Raw genomic sequence first — 16,324 nt, 5'->3', positions numbered from 1 at the left:
TTGGCGCCGTTGTTTACACGTGTGTCAGTGCCATTCAACCTCAATCCGGCGCTGGAATGCGAAGGGCGGAAGCAGGTCATGCCCGCTCCCGCCCCCCTGATTTGCACCAGGGCTTTGCAGCCCTAGCGTCAATCGTTGTTGCTCACTCGTCTTCTGGCAGTTCGCGCACTTCGACCGGCATGCCGAGACCTTCGAGCTGGCTTTGCACCTGGCTCGCATCGCCGACGACAACCCAGACGAAATTGTCCACGTTGAGAGCGCCGCGCGCTGCGGCATCGAGGCTTTCGGCGGTCTGCGCTTCGTATTTGGCGACGAGCCCTTCGTAATAGTCATCCGAACGGCCATAGAGCGCGTTGCTCTGCATCGCCCTCAGGACCGCCGGCGAGGTTTCGAAGCGTCCGGGCAATTCGCCGATTTCAGCCGCCACGTTGCGGGAGAGTTCTTCCGCGGTCACGCCGTTCGTGCTCAGGAATTCGCCGGTTTCACGGATGAGTTCCGCAACCGAGTCGCCCGTGCGATCGGCCTGGACGCCGCCTGAGATGGTGTAGACCACCGCATTTTCGCGCTCCTGCGGAGCGCCGCGGACGCCATAGCTCCAGCCCTTTGTCTCGCGCAGGTTCATGTTGAGCCGTGCGAGGAAGTTGCCGCCGAGCGAATTGTTGGCGTTGGCGAAGTCGATATAGCTGTCATCGCTGGCATTGAGCGGCGTCAGCTGCGCGCCGAGGATAAAGCTCTGCGGGCTGTTCGGACGGTTGATCAGGATGATGCGGTTGCCGTTATCCGGGGCTCCGTCGAGCGAGAAGCTCTTGGTTCCCTTATCCGCAGCGGGTGCCTCCCAATCGCCGAAGACGCCGTTCAGCGCGGCCACGATTTCGGCCATCGGACGGTCGGAGATTACGAACACTTCGCCATTGTCCGGACGGATCCAGGTGTCCTTGAAGGCGACCAGATCATCGCGGCTGATCGCGCTGACGCTTTCGACGGTGCTGCTGCCGCCATAGGGGCTTGCAGAGCCGAACACTTCGGGCGCGATCGAGCGGAAAGCGATGCCTTGCGGCGTCGTCATCTGCTGCTTGATCCCGGTGATCGTCTGAGCGCGGACACGCTCCAGATCGGCGGGGTTGAAAGCCGGTTCGCGCACGACGCTGCTGAGCAGTTCGAGCGACGGCGTCAGGTTCGATGACAGCGCCGAAAGCGTGAAAGTCGAACGGTCAGCGCCGCCGCCTGTCGCAATCGTTGCGCCCAGACGCTCACGCTCCTCGGCGATTTCCTGGCTGGTCATGTCGGCCGTGCCTTCATCGAACAGCGCCAGGGTGAGGTCTTCGAGACCGCGCATATCGACCGGATCTGCTGCGCTGCCTGCGTCGAACGACATCGTCACATAGGTCGCGGGCACGGCGTCGCGCTGCGCGTAGGTCAGCTGCATGCCATTGGCGAGCATGGCGCGCTCGATATCAGGGAAATCGAGCGATGCGATCGTGTCGATCGGCGGCGCGGGCCGGACTTCGGAGACGGTGATCTCTTCCGGCTCTGCAGCGGACGCATCGGCTTCGGCTGCGCCGCCTGTTGCGACCGACGAGGCCTCTTCGTATTCGCCATCGCGCTCACCCGGTTCGAGAACGAGCGTGAAACTGGGGCGAGTGAGCCAGCGCTCCATCGCGGCCTTCACGTCGGCAGCGGTGAGGGTGGCGAGCGTGTCGAACTGCTTCTTGAACAGCCCTGGATCGCCTGCAAGCACTTCGCCGCGGGCCAGCGTCACCGCCTTGCCGCCGAAGCCGCCAACCTGTTCGAGCCCGCGGATGGTGGACGCCAGCTGGCTGGTGGCGGCGCGGCGTACCTCGTCCTCGGTCGGGCCTTCGGCGATGTATTCGGCGATCAGCTCGTCAAGACGCGCTTCGAGCGTCGCGAGCTCGACGCCGGGTCTCAGCGTCGCGTTCACGAGCAGGATGCCCATGCGTTGGAAATCGAAATTGCCAGCGCCGACACCGACCGCAAGCTGTTCATCGCGCACGAGTATTTCGTCAAGACGGCTGGATGCGAGGCCGCCGAATATGCTCGTGCCGATATTGAGCGCGGTGAGTTCCTCGCTGGTGATCCCCGGTGCGGGCCAGTATTTCGTGACCGTGGTCGCGGCGACCTTGTCACGCATGACGCTGCGAATGTCCTCTTCAAGAACGGGTATCGCTGCCTCTGCCGGATTGTTCACCGGACCGCGGGCAATGGGACCGAAATAGCGCTCGACCAAGGGACGCGCTTCGGCAGCGGAGATATCGCCGGCGAGCACAATGGTCGCGTTGTTCGGGCCGTATTTGTCACGGAACCAGTTTCGCACATCTTCCATCGAGGCGCTGTCGAGATCGGCCATCGATCCGATCGGCGTGTGGCCGTACGGGTGGCCTTCCGGGAACATCTTGTCGAGGATTTCATAGAAAACGAGGCCGCCCGGCTGGTTATCGCCCTGACGCTTTTCGTTCTGGACGACGCCGCGCTGGTTATCGAGCTTTTCCTGCGTGACCGCGCCAAGAAGATAGCCCATCCGGTCGCTTTCGAGCCAGAGAGCACGCTCCAGCGCGGGACGCGGGACGGTCTGGAAATAGTTCGTCCGGTCGAAATTGGTGGTGCCGTTGTAATCCGTGGCGCCCATTTCCTGCAGGTACTGGAAGTAGTCGTTTGGCGCATTTTCGCTGCCGTTGAACATCAGGTGTTCGAACAGGTGAGCGAAGCCGGTCTTGCCTTCCGGCTCGTCCTTCGATCCGACATTGTACCATACGGCGACGCCGACGACTGGTGCCTTGCGGTCTTCATGCACGATCACTGTCAGGCCATTGTCGAGCTGGAATTCCTCATACGGAATGGCGACCTGTGCAACGAGCTCGGTCAAATCGCCCGCTTCGGCTGATGCACTGGCCGAAGTGTCGTCCTGAGCGGCGAAGGCCGGGATCGCCGGAGCGACGGTGGCCAGCGCGATTGCGGCAAAACTTGTGGTGGCGAGGCGGATGCCCGCTTTCATCTGCGACATGAAACTCTCTCTCTTTTTGAAACCCTTGAAGTGCGATACGCTGCGGCAAAACCCGGCGGAATTCAAGGGATCAATCAGGGCGCGTTGGTGACGGTGTAGCGCCGTTTGGCGTTGGCGATCACGTCTTCGCGCCAGAAATGCACCGGCTTCAATTCATGATCGACGAACAGCTGCATCTGATCGGTGTGATGCGGGCTGTCAGGCCGGGTGATTGCTGCTCCGAACGGCTGGATCGAGCGGGACGTCACGCGCTCGCCCTCTTTCCATTCGACCCATTGGATGAAGCTGTCACCGTGGACGAGGCCCAACCGGCCATCCTCATCGACCTGCCAGGTCGTCGAAGCGTGCAGAGTGTCGGACCCGCCATCGAGCGGCAGGTCGACATCGCCCTGACGCAGGCGGAGAAGTTCGCTCATCGGCGGATCGATCCGCCCGAAATGCTCATTAAGGTGGCTGACCGCATCGCTCAGCTTTTCCTCGACATCGGGCGTGGCGCGGTTCTGGTACTCCGCGGACATGAAATCGCGGATCATCAGCAGGGCGAGCGCGTCTGCGCGGCCTTCATTGTCGGCCTTGAAATCCCATGTCAGCAGCAGGTCGCGCGCCTCTGCCAGCTCGCCGTCCACCTCGAGCGTTTCGAGCGCGTCGAACAGATCATCGACATAGCCCACGCGCTCATAGGCGGTATCGTACTTGATCCGCTCCAGCGTCTCCCGGTCGAGCAGAGCGGCTTCGGAAAGCAGCTTGTACGCGCGGCGCGAGCGATTGGTCTGTTTGCGCTCGACCCCCAGCACCGGCGAGAAATCGGCGGGATCAAGATCGCTGCCCGCGCCAGCCGCTGTGAAGGGCTCGTTATTGGCATTGTAGAGCCACCCGCTGTCGGGATTGATCAGCTTGGGAATCTCGTCGAATTCGACCGTCCCCTCCCAGATCAGATCGCTGCGATTGCCTGGCAGGATGCCGCGCCAATTGGCTTTCACTTCGTCCTGTTCGGGCCGGTCTGGAAAGGCGGCGTTGTAGATGTAGGCGATGTTGCCTTCGGCATCGGCGTAGACCGCGTTGAAGTTCGGTATGTCGAGCCGCTCATAAACGCCGAGCCACTCCTCCAGGCTCTGCGATTTGCCGAGCCGGTAAAACGCATCCATCGGCCTGACGCTATCCATCCCGCCATAACGGATCGCGAAATAGCCGTTGTCGTTCTTGATCACCGGTCCGTGAACGCTGCGATAGACCGTCCGGCGGATGGGCAGGGTGACCGGGCCCATCTTCACCGGCAGCGTGACCGTCTTCGCCTCGAGCTTCAGCCATTCATCGTCCAGTCTGTACATTATGTCATCGCCATCGATGCCGGGCGATGTCGTCACTTCAAGCTCATAGACATCGACAAGGTCAGGACGGTTGACGGTATAGGTCCAGCCGAGGTTCCGGTTATGGCCGAGGACGGGGTAGGGCGTGCCTGGCAGGTTCGCTCCGGCATAATGCCAGCCTTCGCCGCTTTCGACGACGAGTTCATACCATGCGACGCTGCCGCGCAGCGGCTGGTGCGAATTGGAGATCAGCGTGGTCGGCCCGCCGGATTTCTCCGGAGCGATGGCCCAGGCATTCGACCCGAGCAATTGTGCATCGTCGCCGATAGGTAGCGGGTGGAGCAGACCAGCCTGTTCCTTCCGGTCCACGACCTTCCCGCTTTCATCGCGCGGGAAGCCGGGAATGTCCGGTCCGAACTCGCGCCGCAGCGGCTCGCCTGCGACCAGCGGCTGGATAACATTGGCCAGACCGAAGAAAAACGGCTGGCGCAGGACGAAGCCAGCGGCGACGTCCTCTCCGTTCACGGGAAACAGGTTCGCCAGCTTCACCTCGTCGGGATTGTTCTTGGCAAACTGGTTCAGCCCGGCAGCATAACCTTCGAACAGAGCGCGCGTATCCTCCGGCAGGGTCGGATATTTGCGCTCCGCCGTGCCGCGCGCATCGAGCAGGTGGTAGACGTAATCGAAGGTCGCTCCGTCCTCGCCCGCAATCGCGCCGTAGCGCCCGCGCGACATCGCAATCACGTCCTGCAGGGTGAAGAAATCGTCCTCGGACTGCGCGATGGCGACGCCGAATGCGACATCGGGATCGGTTTCGCCGTAGATATGCGGCACGCCGTATTCGCTGCGGATGATCTCCGCCGAGTAAACCCGCTCGGGCGGGGCCTCTGCTTGATGCGCATAGAATGGCTCCCACGTCATCAAACCGATGAGCACTGCCAACACCGCTACAAGGGCCGTAACGCCGCCCCCGATCAACCATTTCCGCATCATGATCCCTTCTGCTTGCCCTATTGCTAGCGGCCGATGGCGCGGCGGAAAAGGGGGCGGCTGGCGAAGCGATTGGGGATTAGCGGCTCTTGCGCCCTTCCGCTGCTTGGATTCGGCTGGCTACCCAAGCGGGGTGAAAGCGCAAATCACCATCGGGCACGAAGCCTCCGGCACGCCGGTCGAGTTCGACATCGAAGAATTGCTCGCGACCCGCCTGCTGGTGCAGGGCAATTCGGGCAGCGGCAAATCGCATCTGCTGCGCCGCCTGCTCGAAGAGAGCGCGCAAATGGTGCAGCAGGTGGTGATCGATCCCGAAGGCGACTTCACTTCGCTCGCTGAGGAATTCGGCCATATCGTGATCGACGGCGCGGCCTATTCCCCGCCTGAGATAGAAGCGCTTGCGCGCCGTATCCGCGAACACCGGGCCAGCGTGGTGCTGGCGCTGGAGGCGCTGGAAGTTGAGCAACAAATCCGCTGCGCCGCGCAGTTCATCACCGCGCTGTTCGATGCCCCCCGCGAACACTGGTTTCCAGCTCTTGTCGTGGTGGACGAAGCGCAGATGTTCGCGCCCTCGGTCGCGGGCGAGATTGCCGAAGACACCCGCCGCATGACCCTTGGCGCGATGACCAACCTTATGTGCCGCGGCCGGAAGCGCGGCCTCGCCGGGATCGTCGCTACGCAGCGGCTGGCCAAACTTGCAAAGAATGTCGCGGCGGAAGCTTCGAACTTCCTGATGGGGCGCACCTTTCTCGACATCGATATGGTGCGCGCCGCCGACCTGCTGGGGATGGAGCGGCGCCAGGCCGAGCGTATCCGCGAGCTTGAGCGCGGCTATTTCCTGGCGCTGGGCCCGGCGATCACTCGCCGCCCGGTCGCGGTGAAGATCGGTCCGGTAAAGTCCGGCAAGAAAGACGAGGTGGGCGGCCTGATGCCGATGCCGTCCGAAGCGCCGGAGGATATGGAAGCGCTGCTGACGCGCGACCTGGCGGCAGAGGCGGCGCAGACGCCTCCCGCCCCGCCTCCGCCCGCTGCTCCGCCGATCGAAGCGGTCGAGCAGAGCATCGCGGCGAGCGAAGACGCGGATGAGGTTGACGTTGGCCTGGCCGCGCAAACCGATGTGCAGGCGCGGATCGGCGAGATCATCGAGGAGCTCGCGAGCTCGAGCGAAGCGGCCTTCCAGTCCGCGAGCGCACAATACCAGACATTCCTGATGCATTGTCGCCGGGAGCGGATCATCGGGCCGATGCCGGACATGCAGGCGTTTCGCCGAGCCTTCGCCATCGCCGGAGCTGGGCTCAACGACCTCGAAGAGGCGACCCGCATCCGCATTCTCGATCTTGCCTCGCATGTGGAGGAAGATTTGCTCGCGCCATGGCTCGTGATCGCCCGCGCGGCGCATGCGGGCGAAACCGAAGTGGATGAGGATGCGCTGGCGAGGGCGTATGGCACCAGTTCGCCGGGACGCATCCGCCGCCTGCTCGACCACCTCGAGAAGCAGGGCGTGATCGTCGTCCGCGAAGATTTCGGCGGCGCGCGCACGGTGATGGTCCCCGGCCTGGAAGACGCCTCGGCATAGGAATCCTGCTGCGATCGGCGCATCGGTGGCGCGCAAATTGCGCGTCACCCCTCGCAAGAACAGGACCGACCCCTATATGCGGGTAATACACCTGCAATTTCTGCGAGACAGGTCCTTGTGTTGCTTATTTGCAACGCTATATCGAGGCGGTAAAATCCATTGAGGGGAACACCCAGATGAATCTCGAAAAGTTCACAGACCGCGCGAAGGGCTTTCTGCAGAGCGCACAAACGGTTGCGATCCGCATGAACCACCAGCGGATCACGCCGCTGCACTTGCTCAAGGCGCTGCTCGAAGACGAAGAAGGCATGGCCGCCGGGCTGATCCAGCGCGCGGGCGGCGAAGCTGCGCTTGCGGTCAGCGCGGTCGATGCTTCGCTTGCAAAAATCCCGGCAGTGACCGGGGGCGGGGCGCAGCAGACGCCCGGCCTCGATAACGATGCCGTGCGCGTGCTCGATTCTGCCGAGCAGGTCGCCGAGAAAGCAGGCGACAGCTACGTTACGGTCGAGATGCTGCTGGTCGCACTCTCGCTCGCGCCGGGGGGGACCGGCGAAGCGATGAAGGCCGCTAGCGTCACGCCGCAGGCTCTCAATTCCGCGATCGATCAGCTGCGCGGCGGAAAGAAGGCCGACAGCGCCAATGCCGAGGCGAATTACGACGCGATGGAGAAATATGCGCGCGACCTGACGCAGGCGGCGCGCGACGGGAAGCTCGATCCGGTCATCGGCCGCGACGAGGAAATCCGCCGGACGGTCCAGATCCTCGCTCGCCGGACCAAGAATAACCCTGCGCTGATCGGCGAACCCGGCACCGGTAAGACTGCCATCGCAGAGGGCCTCGCGCTGCGCATTGCCAATGGCGACGTGCCCGACAGCCTAAAGGGTCGCACGCTGATGTCGCTCGACATGGGCGCGCTCATCGCGGGCGCGAAATATCGCGGAGAGTTCGAAGAGCGGCTGAAATCGGTGCTCGACGAGGTCAAGAACGCCGACGGCCAGATCATCCTTTTCATCGACGAGATGCATACGCTGATCGGGGCGGGCGCGAGTGAAGGCTCGATGGATGCCTCCAATCTGCTCAAGCCAGCCCTTTCTCGCGGAGAGCTGCACTGTATTGGCGCGACCACGCTCGATGAATATCAGAAATATGTCGAGAAGGACCCGGCGCTGCAGCGGCGGTTCCAGCCGGTCTATATCGAAGAGCCGAGCGTCGAGGATACGATATCGATACTGCGCGGTATCAAGGACAAGTACGAGCTGCATCACGGCGTACGCATCACCGATGGCAGCATTGTCGCCGCTGCGCGCCTTTCCGACCGCTATATCCAGAACCGGTTCCTGCCCGACAAGGCGATCGACCTTATGGACGAGGCCGCTTCGCGTATTCGCATGGAAGTCGAATCCAAGCCCGAGGAGATTGACGAACTCGACCGGCGCATCATCCAGCTCAAAATCGAGGAATCCGCGCTCGAGAAGGAAGACGACCAGGGTTCGAAAGACCGGCTCGAGAACCTGCGCAAGGAGCTCGCCGAGCTCGAACAGGAATCATCCGAGCTGACCACGCGCTGGCAGAACGAGCGCGACAAGATCGCCGCCGAGGGCGAGATCAAGGAGCAGCTCGACCATGCCCGGCTGGAGCTGGAACAAGCGCAGCGCGAAGGCGATCTCGCGAAGGCGGGTGAGCTTTCGTACGGGAAAATTCCCGAGCTTGAGAAACGTCTGGAAGCCGCGGAAGAGCTTAGCGAGGACGCGCTTCTTCGCGAAGAAGTGACCGAAGAGGACATCGCAGGCGTTGTCGCGCGCTGGACCGGCATCCCGATGGAACGGATGATGGAAGGCGAGCGCGAGAAACTGCTTCAGATGGAGAGCATCCTCGGCAAGCGCGTGATCGGTCAGGAAGCCGCGATTGAATCCGTGTCGAAGGCAGTGCGCCGAGCGCGTGCCGGCCTGCAGGATCCGAACCGCCCGCTCGGCAGCTTCCTGTTTCTCGGCCCGACCGGCGTCGGCAAGACCGAGCTGACCAAGGCGCTCGCGGGTTTCCTGTTCGATGATGACAGCGCGATGGTGCGCATCGACATGAGCGAGTTCATGGAGAAGCACTCGGTTGCCCGCCTGATCGGCGCGCCTCCGGGTTATGTTGGCTATGACGAGGGCGGGGTGCTCACCGAAGCCGTCCGCCGCCGGCCGTATCAGGTGGTTCTGTTCGACGAGGTAGAGAAAGCGCATGGCGACGTGTTCAACGTGCTGCTGCAAGTGCTCGACGATGGCCGTCTGACCGACGGGCAGGGGAGGGTGGTCGATTTCTCGAACACGCTCATCATCCTCACGTCGAACCTCGGCAGCCAGTTCCTCTCCAATTTGGGCGACGATCAGAAGGTCGCCGAGGTCGAGGATCAGGTGATGGACGTGGTGCGCGGTCACTTCCGTCCGGAATTCCTCAACCGGCTGGACGAAATCATCCTGTTCCACCGTCTGGCGATGGAGCACATGGCCCCGATCGTGGCGATCCAGGTGAAGCGCGTTCAGCGGCTGCTGGACGATCGGAAGATCACGATCGACCTTACCGACGCCGCTCTCCGCTGGCTCGGGCGGGTCGGCTACGACCCGGTCTATGGCGCGCGTCCTCTGAAACGCGCCGTGCAGCGGTATTTGCAGGATCCGCTGGCCGAAATGCTGCTTGAAGGCAGCGTCAGCGACGGGATGATTGTGACGGTAGATGAGGGCGATGGCGAACTGACCATCACGGCTGGCGAGAAGCAGGAATAGCCCCGCCTCGCTGCTACGCGAAACACTACACTGCCAATAAAAAAGGCCCCGGTTTCCCGGGGCCTTTTCATTTTCTCAATGGGGCTCGATTAGAATGTGAAGCGAGCGCCCGCGTAGAGGAAGCGTCCGATATTGTCGTAAATACCGCTACCAGCTCCCGTACCGGTCACACCAAGAGGCGGGATGGTATTGAGCAGGTTATCCGCACCAACATAGAATGCGTAACCGTTGTCAAGTTCGAAATCGACACGGAGATTGTGGTAGAACGTTTCGGGATACTCGCTCGGGAACGAGAAATCGGCATCTTCAGGCGGACGACCTTGGAGACTGTTGAACGTCTCGAATTCGTCCACGAACTGCTCGCCAATGTAACGCAGATTGTAGGTTACCCGCGGCAAACCAAAGTCCAGTCCGACAATCATGTTCCCCGCGAACTCCGGATCACCCAACTCGAGAAGCTGCTGATCGATGAAGGTCGGATCCTCGATGTTGGTGAAGTTGTCGCGCTCGATCACGTATGACAGCAAACCGCGGAACGTAAAGCCAACACCGCCGATGTCACGGCTGTAGTTCAAGTCCAAATCGATACCCGACGTCTGCTGACGAGCAAAGTTGAACGGACCAGATAGGAACGACGAATCATCCGGGCCCACATCGAAGGATTCAATCGAGTTATCTGGCAAACGCCGATCAGACTGACCCTGAAACGTGCCATCTGGTCGACGATTGATCGCTGCACAGAACGGGTTATCGATGCCGGTCGTGCTATCATAGCACTGGTCAATAATCGTTTGCGGCAACAGCGAGAAGATCACGTTGTCGATCTCAATATTGTAGTAGTCCACCGACAACGAAAGCCCTGGGACAAACGTCGGCTGGAAAATGAAACCAGCTGTGAAGCTGTCCGAAACCTCAGCTTCGAGGTTCGGGTTGCTTCCGTTCAAACCGCGGATACCCGAGTTAGGCGTGTTCTCGAATGGGACCTCGATGCCGCCTACCGTAATCGTGGTTGGAACACCGTCGGCAGCACAGTTCGCGCGCCGGTTGGGGTTCGCATCGATGAACTGGGCTCCGCATGGGTCCTGAAGACCATTCAGGAACGTCTGACTTGGCTCTGCAAAGAGGTCGTTCTGCGTTGGGATCCGTACCGAACGAGCGTAACTGCCGCGGAGACGGAGACTGTCGATCGGCTGCCAGATAAGGCCCGCGTTGTAAGTCTCTGCCGTGCCAACGTTGCCGATATTATAATCAGAAACTCGGAAAGCACCTTCGAAAGTGAGCTCTTGGAAGCCTGGAACATCAGCAAGAAGCGGTACGCGAATTTCACCGTAAGCTTCCCATGCCTCAAGGTTCGGAGGATCGAAGATCGGGATCGCGTTGAGGAAGGTAGCGCCCGAACGGGTCACTTCGTCGAACGCTGAGAAAGCCGTTTCTTCGCGATATTCACCTCCGATAGCGAACTGCACGGCACCCGCCGGAAGCTCGAAAAAGTCCGAAGTATCGCCTGCAATGTATGCAGTCACCTGGTACTGTTCTGCTTCCTGCTCACGACTGGAGTCGATGACGAAATAATTAAGCGCGGCAGCCGAAGGAGCCCCGTTGCCGAACAGGTTCACCGGAACACAAGCTGCGTCATCGTTTGAAGGATCGGCATCGGCGTTGATGCCGCAAACGATGTTACCAGCACCATCCAAAACTGCGTCTTGCGAGTTGAAGTATTCCGCAATCAACACATTGCCGGCGGTGGTGTAATCGGTTTCCAAACGACCATAGTTGAAAGCAACTTCGTAGGTCCAGTCGTCATTGAACGTGCCGTCGACACCGACCACTGCGCGATAGGTTTCACGACGGTGGTCCTCACCGCGACCGCCGAAGTCGACGTTGAAACGGAAGGCGCGAAATGCTGTGTCGACACCTGCTTCTAACAGCGTTGCGCGCGCCTGATCGTTCAGAAACGGGTTATCGATTGAGAAGGTGTTATTGAAGAAGGTTGGCTGACCCTCCTGAATAGCATCGATACGTGCGTACTTTGCCTCGACAAACGGACGGAAAGCCTCAGTGACCTCGAAGCTTGCGAGTACGTTCACCACGGAACGCTCAATCTCAGGAGCAAGCTGCCCGGTGAGACGGAGAGTCGAGCCGAGTCCACCGATCGCGTTACCCGTCACAGCATTTTCGCGTAGGTCGGCGATGATTGGGTTCGGGATCAGATTTCCGTCAGGCAAAAACACGAACGTTTGCGACAACGGATTGCCGCGGAAGTCGAGGGCGCCTGTGCAAGAGAACGGAACGGGATCGCCCGAGCCCGCTTCTGGCAACCCGGGGCAGCTCGCAGTAAAGAGGCCGCCTTCGGAGATGTTATTGTTGCGAATGCCGCCCAGAAACACCCGGTCTGGGATGCCGTCGAACGCGTTAGGACCCTCGCCCGAAGCGTCTTCTATCAACTGAAGCTGGCGCCGACCTGAGAAGGCTCCAGAAACGCTATCACGGTCTGTGTTGAACAGCGCACGTTGACGGCTGTACTCACCGGCGACCGCGATATTACCACGATTGTCAGCAAAGTTTGTGCCGGCTGTGAGCGATGCGAAGAAAGTGTCGCGCTCACCTTCGTCAGTAATACCACCTTGAATCTGGCCTTCGATGCCCTCGAAGTCACGCCTTGTGATAAAGTTGACAACACCTGCGACCGCGTCAGCACCGTAAATTGCACTGTTGCCGCCAGTGGAGATGTCGACGCGCTCGAGAAGCGAGTTCGGAATAGTATTGACGTCAACGCTGGTAGGCACACCGGGCTGCGAAGTGATGTGACGGCGCCCGTTTACGAGCACGAGAGTCCGGTTAGTGCCGAGACCGCGAAGGTCTAGCAGGTTAAGGCCGGCCGTGCCGATAAAGCGCGTAGAGTTCGCCTGGCTGAATGTGGAGCGAAGCGACGGAAGGTCATTCAGCACGTCGCCGATATTAACTTCACCGGTCGACTGAATTTCTTCTAGCGACAGTGACACGATCGGACTGGTGCTTTCGACGTTTGGGCGCAGAATGCGCGAACCTGTAACGGTGATGACGTTGTCAGCCGCAACGGTGTCTGTTCCCAATTCTTCCGAATCGGTAGCTTCAACGTCGGCTTCCTGATCTTGCGCAGCAAGGGGCGACCCGGCTGCTGTAAGTGCCAAGGCTGCGACCCCGACGCCCGCATAGAAACGAGCACGACCGGCAAAGCCGGCAGAGTTCACTTTGTTCATTGGTTTAGTCCCCAGTGGTATGCTGAAAAATTCAACAGAGTTCCAAAGAGCAATCCCGAAAGATGTGCGCAAGATGGGAGATGGGACTCGGCGACCTTTTTTTGAAATCACACTGATGAGCGTAGCGAAAATGCAACAATCAGGCATTCATCGCGGCGGTCGGAAGCCAGTTCAGACGAAAGAAGCATAGTTGACCCTTGCGAGCGCAGCACTTGGGCTGAAGTGATTCTCATACGCTTCACTTGAACAAAAAAGCCGCGGACCGAAGTCCGCGGCTTTCGCTGTTTTAGTTCTTTGGGAAGATCAGAACCGGAAGTTAAGACCCGCGAAGAACTGCCGGCCGGTGTCGTAGACCGTCGGGAAGGTGTTCCCGTTGCCGAGCGGCGGACCACCAGCGGCAGAGATCGGCGGGTTGTCGTTGAAGAGGTTGATAATACCAGCTCGCAAGGTGATATCATCGGTCACTCCATAAAGGAACGACAGGTCGAAGTAGTTGACCGACTCCAGGTTGTTATCGATCTGCTCCGGAACCTCTGCAGCATCAGCAAACGCATCGACCGAGCTAAAGTGACGCCAGGTCAACGTGGTATCGAGATTGAAGTTCGACTGCCACGTCACCGTCGCACGGTGGCGATATTCGGAGTTGACCGGGTTCAAACATGCATTGTCCGAGAAACCCGCACATTCAACGACAGCAGCATCCGGGAATGGCGTGAAGTCGAATGTGTCAAGATAGGTCGCTGCATAGATGAAGTTCAAACCACCAAGGCTACCGATATCGGTGTTGTAAGTGATCTGCGCATCGATACCCGATGTCTCTAGTTCGGCGATGTTGATATTGGTCTGGTCAAAGCCAGTGCCCGGGAAGCCAGACGCCAGCGTACCGCCAGGACCACGAGTGATGAGGTCGCAGAACAGCGCTTCGCCAGTTTCGAGACAGTTATCCAGAGCAAACTGGGCTGCGATGCCGGCGTTGATGAAATCCTCAACCGTGATATCGAAATAATCGACCGATATCTGAAGACCGGGAACAAAGCTCGGTTCAAACACCACGCCAAACGTGTAGGTGTCTGAGCTTTCCGGCTGGAGATCCGGGTTACCGCTAGTGATCGACTGGGTTTGCCCCGAGATCACGTCGTTAATGCCTCCAAACTGATCGGCAGTTACGCCTGTGTTTGCGCACTGCTCGAACGTCGCGGTAGGAGCCGACGTGGCGCACGGATCAAAGATCGTGTCACCATTAGCATTCGTCCCGGAGTTGAGGTTCGGCAGGTTGGTGCCGATGCCGGTAAACAGTTCGACGACGTTCGGTGCGCGAACGGCACGCTGAAACTGCCCTCTAAACCGAATGTCTTCTACCGGAGCCCAGACAAGCTGCACACCGAAAGCATCGGTGCTGAAGCCATTTGAAGTGCCGTTACCGTCAGTCGTGTAATCCGAATAACGATACTGACCCGATAGTGTCAGTTCCTCGAAGAACGGACGATTGGTTGCGAGCGGGATCTGGAGTTCGCCGAACAGCTCGTAGACATCGACCGAACCCTCGACCGGAAGCGTCGGGCCGCCGACGCCGGTGAAGCCGCCACCGGGAACCTGACTGATTTCGTCGGGGATCCGCTCGAGTGTATCTTCACGATACTCGACGCCCACGAGGAACGCGATGCCTTCTTCACTGAATGGAGACTTAAATCCGTATTCGCCCAGATCGGCCTGGACGTTCGCACCGGCCACCAACTGAGTGGTTTCACCGATCACAATGCCGACGCCCTGGATGAAGTCGAGCTGATCCTGGGTGATCAGGGTTGTACCATCCGGGTTGCGCTGGAACGGGTTATAAGGAACGCAGCCACCCGACGGATCAGAGCAAACGACGTTGCCGTCACCATCATCGACAGCGAGGAATGCCTGCTGCAGATTGGAAACGATAAAGTCGTTGGTTGAAACCGAAGTGTCGGAAGCTTCGGAGTACTGTCCGAAAACCTCGTAAGACCAGACCCCGTCACCGAAATCGCCGCGAAGCCCGCCAACGATACGGAACGTGGAGTTTTCGAGACGTGAGTTACGCGGACCACCTTCAACGTTACGGTGCGTGGCGGTGGCGATCGGAATCAACGTTCCATCGGCAATATCCGCGCCCGTACAACCATATAGAGCAGCCAGGTCGAGACCTGGTGTTCCCTGAATGAAGGGGTTGTCGCAATTGATCGTAAACGCACCGAAGGATGCCGTTTCAGCAATCTGTGCATCTGAGATATTGTCGACGTAGGACAAGTCTGCGAAAATTTCGACATTGTCGGAAATCTCGTAGTGCCCGCGAGCATAAATGTTGAATCGCTCCGACGGACGCTGGAAGAAGTTCTGAGCGCCAAAGTTAAAGGTCTGAGCAGGGCCGCCTGCGAAAGGCACAATCGTGCCGTCCAGTTCCTGGAAGGCAGCATTGATAGGATCACCATCGGCATCGAGTATCAGCGAGTCGCGAAGGCCTTCATTATTGAAGAAGGCTCTGAAGTTCGCCGATCCGACGCAGCCAACACCCTCGAAACCCGACCCCGAAGAGCCTAGCGTACATGCCGAAAAGACGCGATCGGCCTGAAGCACTTGTTCACGCCGTTCATAGTTGGCGAAAAGTGTCACGTTGCCGCGTCCGTCGGCCGTGTTCGCGCCGATGATACCGGTGAAGGAGTATTCAGCCCCATCCGTGGTGTCGCCCGGAATTGGTTGCTGGGCGGTCTCAAGCACATTTTCGAAGAAGTCGATGTTGTTGCCGTGCTGCTGGAAACCGCCTTGTATGTCGAGTTCCACGCCTTCGAAATCGCGGCGCAGAATGAAGTTTGCAACGCCTGCGACTGCATCCGAACCGTAAACGGCCGACGCGCCGCCGGTCAGAACGTCGATGCGCTCGATCAGCTGCGTCGGGATGACATCGAGGTTCGCGGAGGATCCGCCAGCGGCTGATGAACCGAATGGCAGGCGACGGCCATCAATCAGAACCAGCGTACGCTCAGGCCCAAGACCGCGAAGATCAAGTGTCGATGTACCGGTGGCACTGTTGGAGACTTCGCCAGCCTGGCCGGCGAACACCTGAGGAATCTGGTTCACAAGGTCTTCGATGCGAACCGTACCTTGTTGCACGATCTGCTCGCTCGAAAGGCTCAGAACAGGGTTTGCACCTTCGAGGTTGGGGTTAACATTGAGACGCGAACCGGTAACCAGGATCTGGTTATCTTCGGCGGTTGCCGATTCATCACCATCGGAGGTGATGTCAGCGTCCTGTGCGAAGGCCGGAGCCGACGACAGAACCAAACCAACCGCCAGCGATCCGGCGCTCAGTCGGAGCTGCTTGGAAAATTTCATATGGTTTCTACCCTCATGACAGATGCCTTCCCTAAATATTGAAAGGCACGTTTAAGACGGTTCCAGTCACTCGG

General features: G+C 59.7%; 6 protein-coding genes. 2 read left to right on the top strand and 4 right to left on the bottom strand.

Features of this window, described 5'->3' with window-relative positions:
- Positions 1-142: 142 nt before the first annotated feature.
- Positions 143-3,019, bottom strand: coding sequence for a M16 family metallopeptidase (locus IB285_RS09920; RefSeq protein WP_407925607.1), 2,877 nt, complete (start codon positions 3,017-3,019; stop codon positions 143-145).
- 74 nt (positions 3,020-3,093) lie between these two features.
- Complete coding sequence (locus IB285_RS09915) at positions 3,094-5,316, bottom strand: acylase (protein ID WP_407925621.1); 2,223 nt, start codon at positions 5,314-5,316, stop codon at positions 3,094-3,096.
- 133 nt (positions 5,317-5,449) lie between these two features.
- Here IB285_RS09915 and IB285_RS09910 point away from each other — a divergent pair, with 133 nt between their 5' ends.
- A complete protein-coding gene (locus IB285_RS09910) occupies positions 5,450-6,892 on the top strand; it encodes a helicase HerA domain-containing protein (protein ID WP_190789069.1) in 1,443 nt (480 codons plus the stop codon).
- A gap of 176 nt (positions 6,893-7,068) precedes the next feature.
- Positions 7,069-9,657 (top strand): ATP-dependent chaperone ClpB, encoded by a 2,589-nt coding sequence (gene clpB / locus IB285_RS09905; RefSeq protein WP_190788020.1) that lies wholly within the window; start codon positions 7,069-7,071, stop codon positions 9,655-9,657.
- An 89-nt stretch (positions 9,658-9,746) separates the two neighbouring features.
- Here clpB and IB285_RS09900 read toward each other — a convergent pair whose 3' ends face one another.
- Both IB285_RS09900 and IB285_RS09895 read right to left on the bottom strand, forming a co-directional pair.
- On the bottom strand, positions 9,747-12,896 hold the full coding sequence (locus IB285_RS09900) for a TonB-dependent receptor domain-containing protein (protein ID WP_190788019.1): 3,150 nt from the start codon (positions 12,894-12,896) through the stop codon (positions 9,747-9,749).
- A gap of 303 nt (positions 12,897-13,199) precedes the next feature.
- Positions 13,200-16,250, bottom strand: coding sequence for a TonB-dependent receptor domain-containing protein (locus tag IB285_RS09895; protein WP_190788018.1), 3,051 nt, complete (start codon positions 16,248-16,250; stop codon positions 13,200-13,202).
- Positions 16,251-16,324 lie beyond the last annotated feature (74 nt).

Origin of the sequence: Erythrobacter rubeus (assembly GCF_014705715.1) — a bacterium.
GTDB classification, from domain to species: domain Bacteria; phylum Pseudomonadota; class Alphaproteobacteria; order Sphingomonadales; family Sphingomonadaceae; genus Erythrobacter; species Erythrobacter rubeus.
The sequence above is the reverse complement of the archived record's forward strand: the minus strand, read 5'-3'. Positions and strand labels throughout refer to the sequence as shown.

Bases quoted from the DNA above. Each gene is read 5' to 3' on its own strand.
- IB285_RS09895 (WP_190788018.1), bottom strand. From the start codon at position 16,250: ATGAAATTTTCCAAGCAGCTCCGACTGAGCGCCGGATCGCTGGCGGTT.
- IB285_RS09915 (WP_407925621.1), bottom strand. From the start codon at position 5,316: ATGCGGAAATGGTTGATCGGGGGCGGCGTTACGGCCCTTGTAGCGGTG.
- IB285_RS09900 (WP_190788019.1), bottom strand. From the start codon at position 12,896: ATGAACAAAGTGAACTCTGCCGGCTTTGCCGGTCGTGCTCGTTTCTAT.
- IB285_RS09920 (WP_407925607.1), bottom strand. From the start codon at position 3,019: ATGTCGCAGATGAAAGCGGGCATCCGCCTCGCCACCACAAGTTTTGCC.
- clpB (WP_190788020.1), top strand. From the start codon at position 7,069: ATGAATCTCGAAAAGTTCACAGACCGCGCGAAGGGCTTTCTGCAGAGC.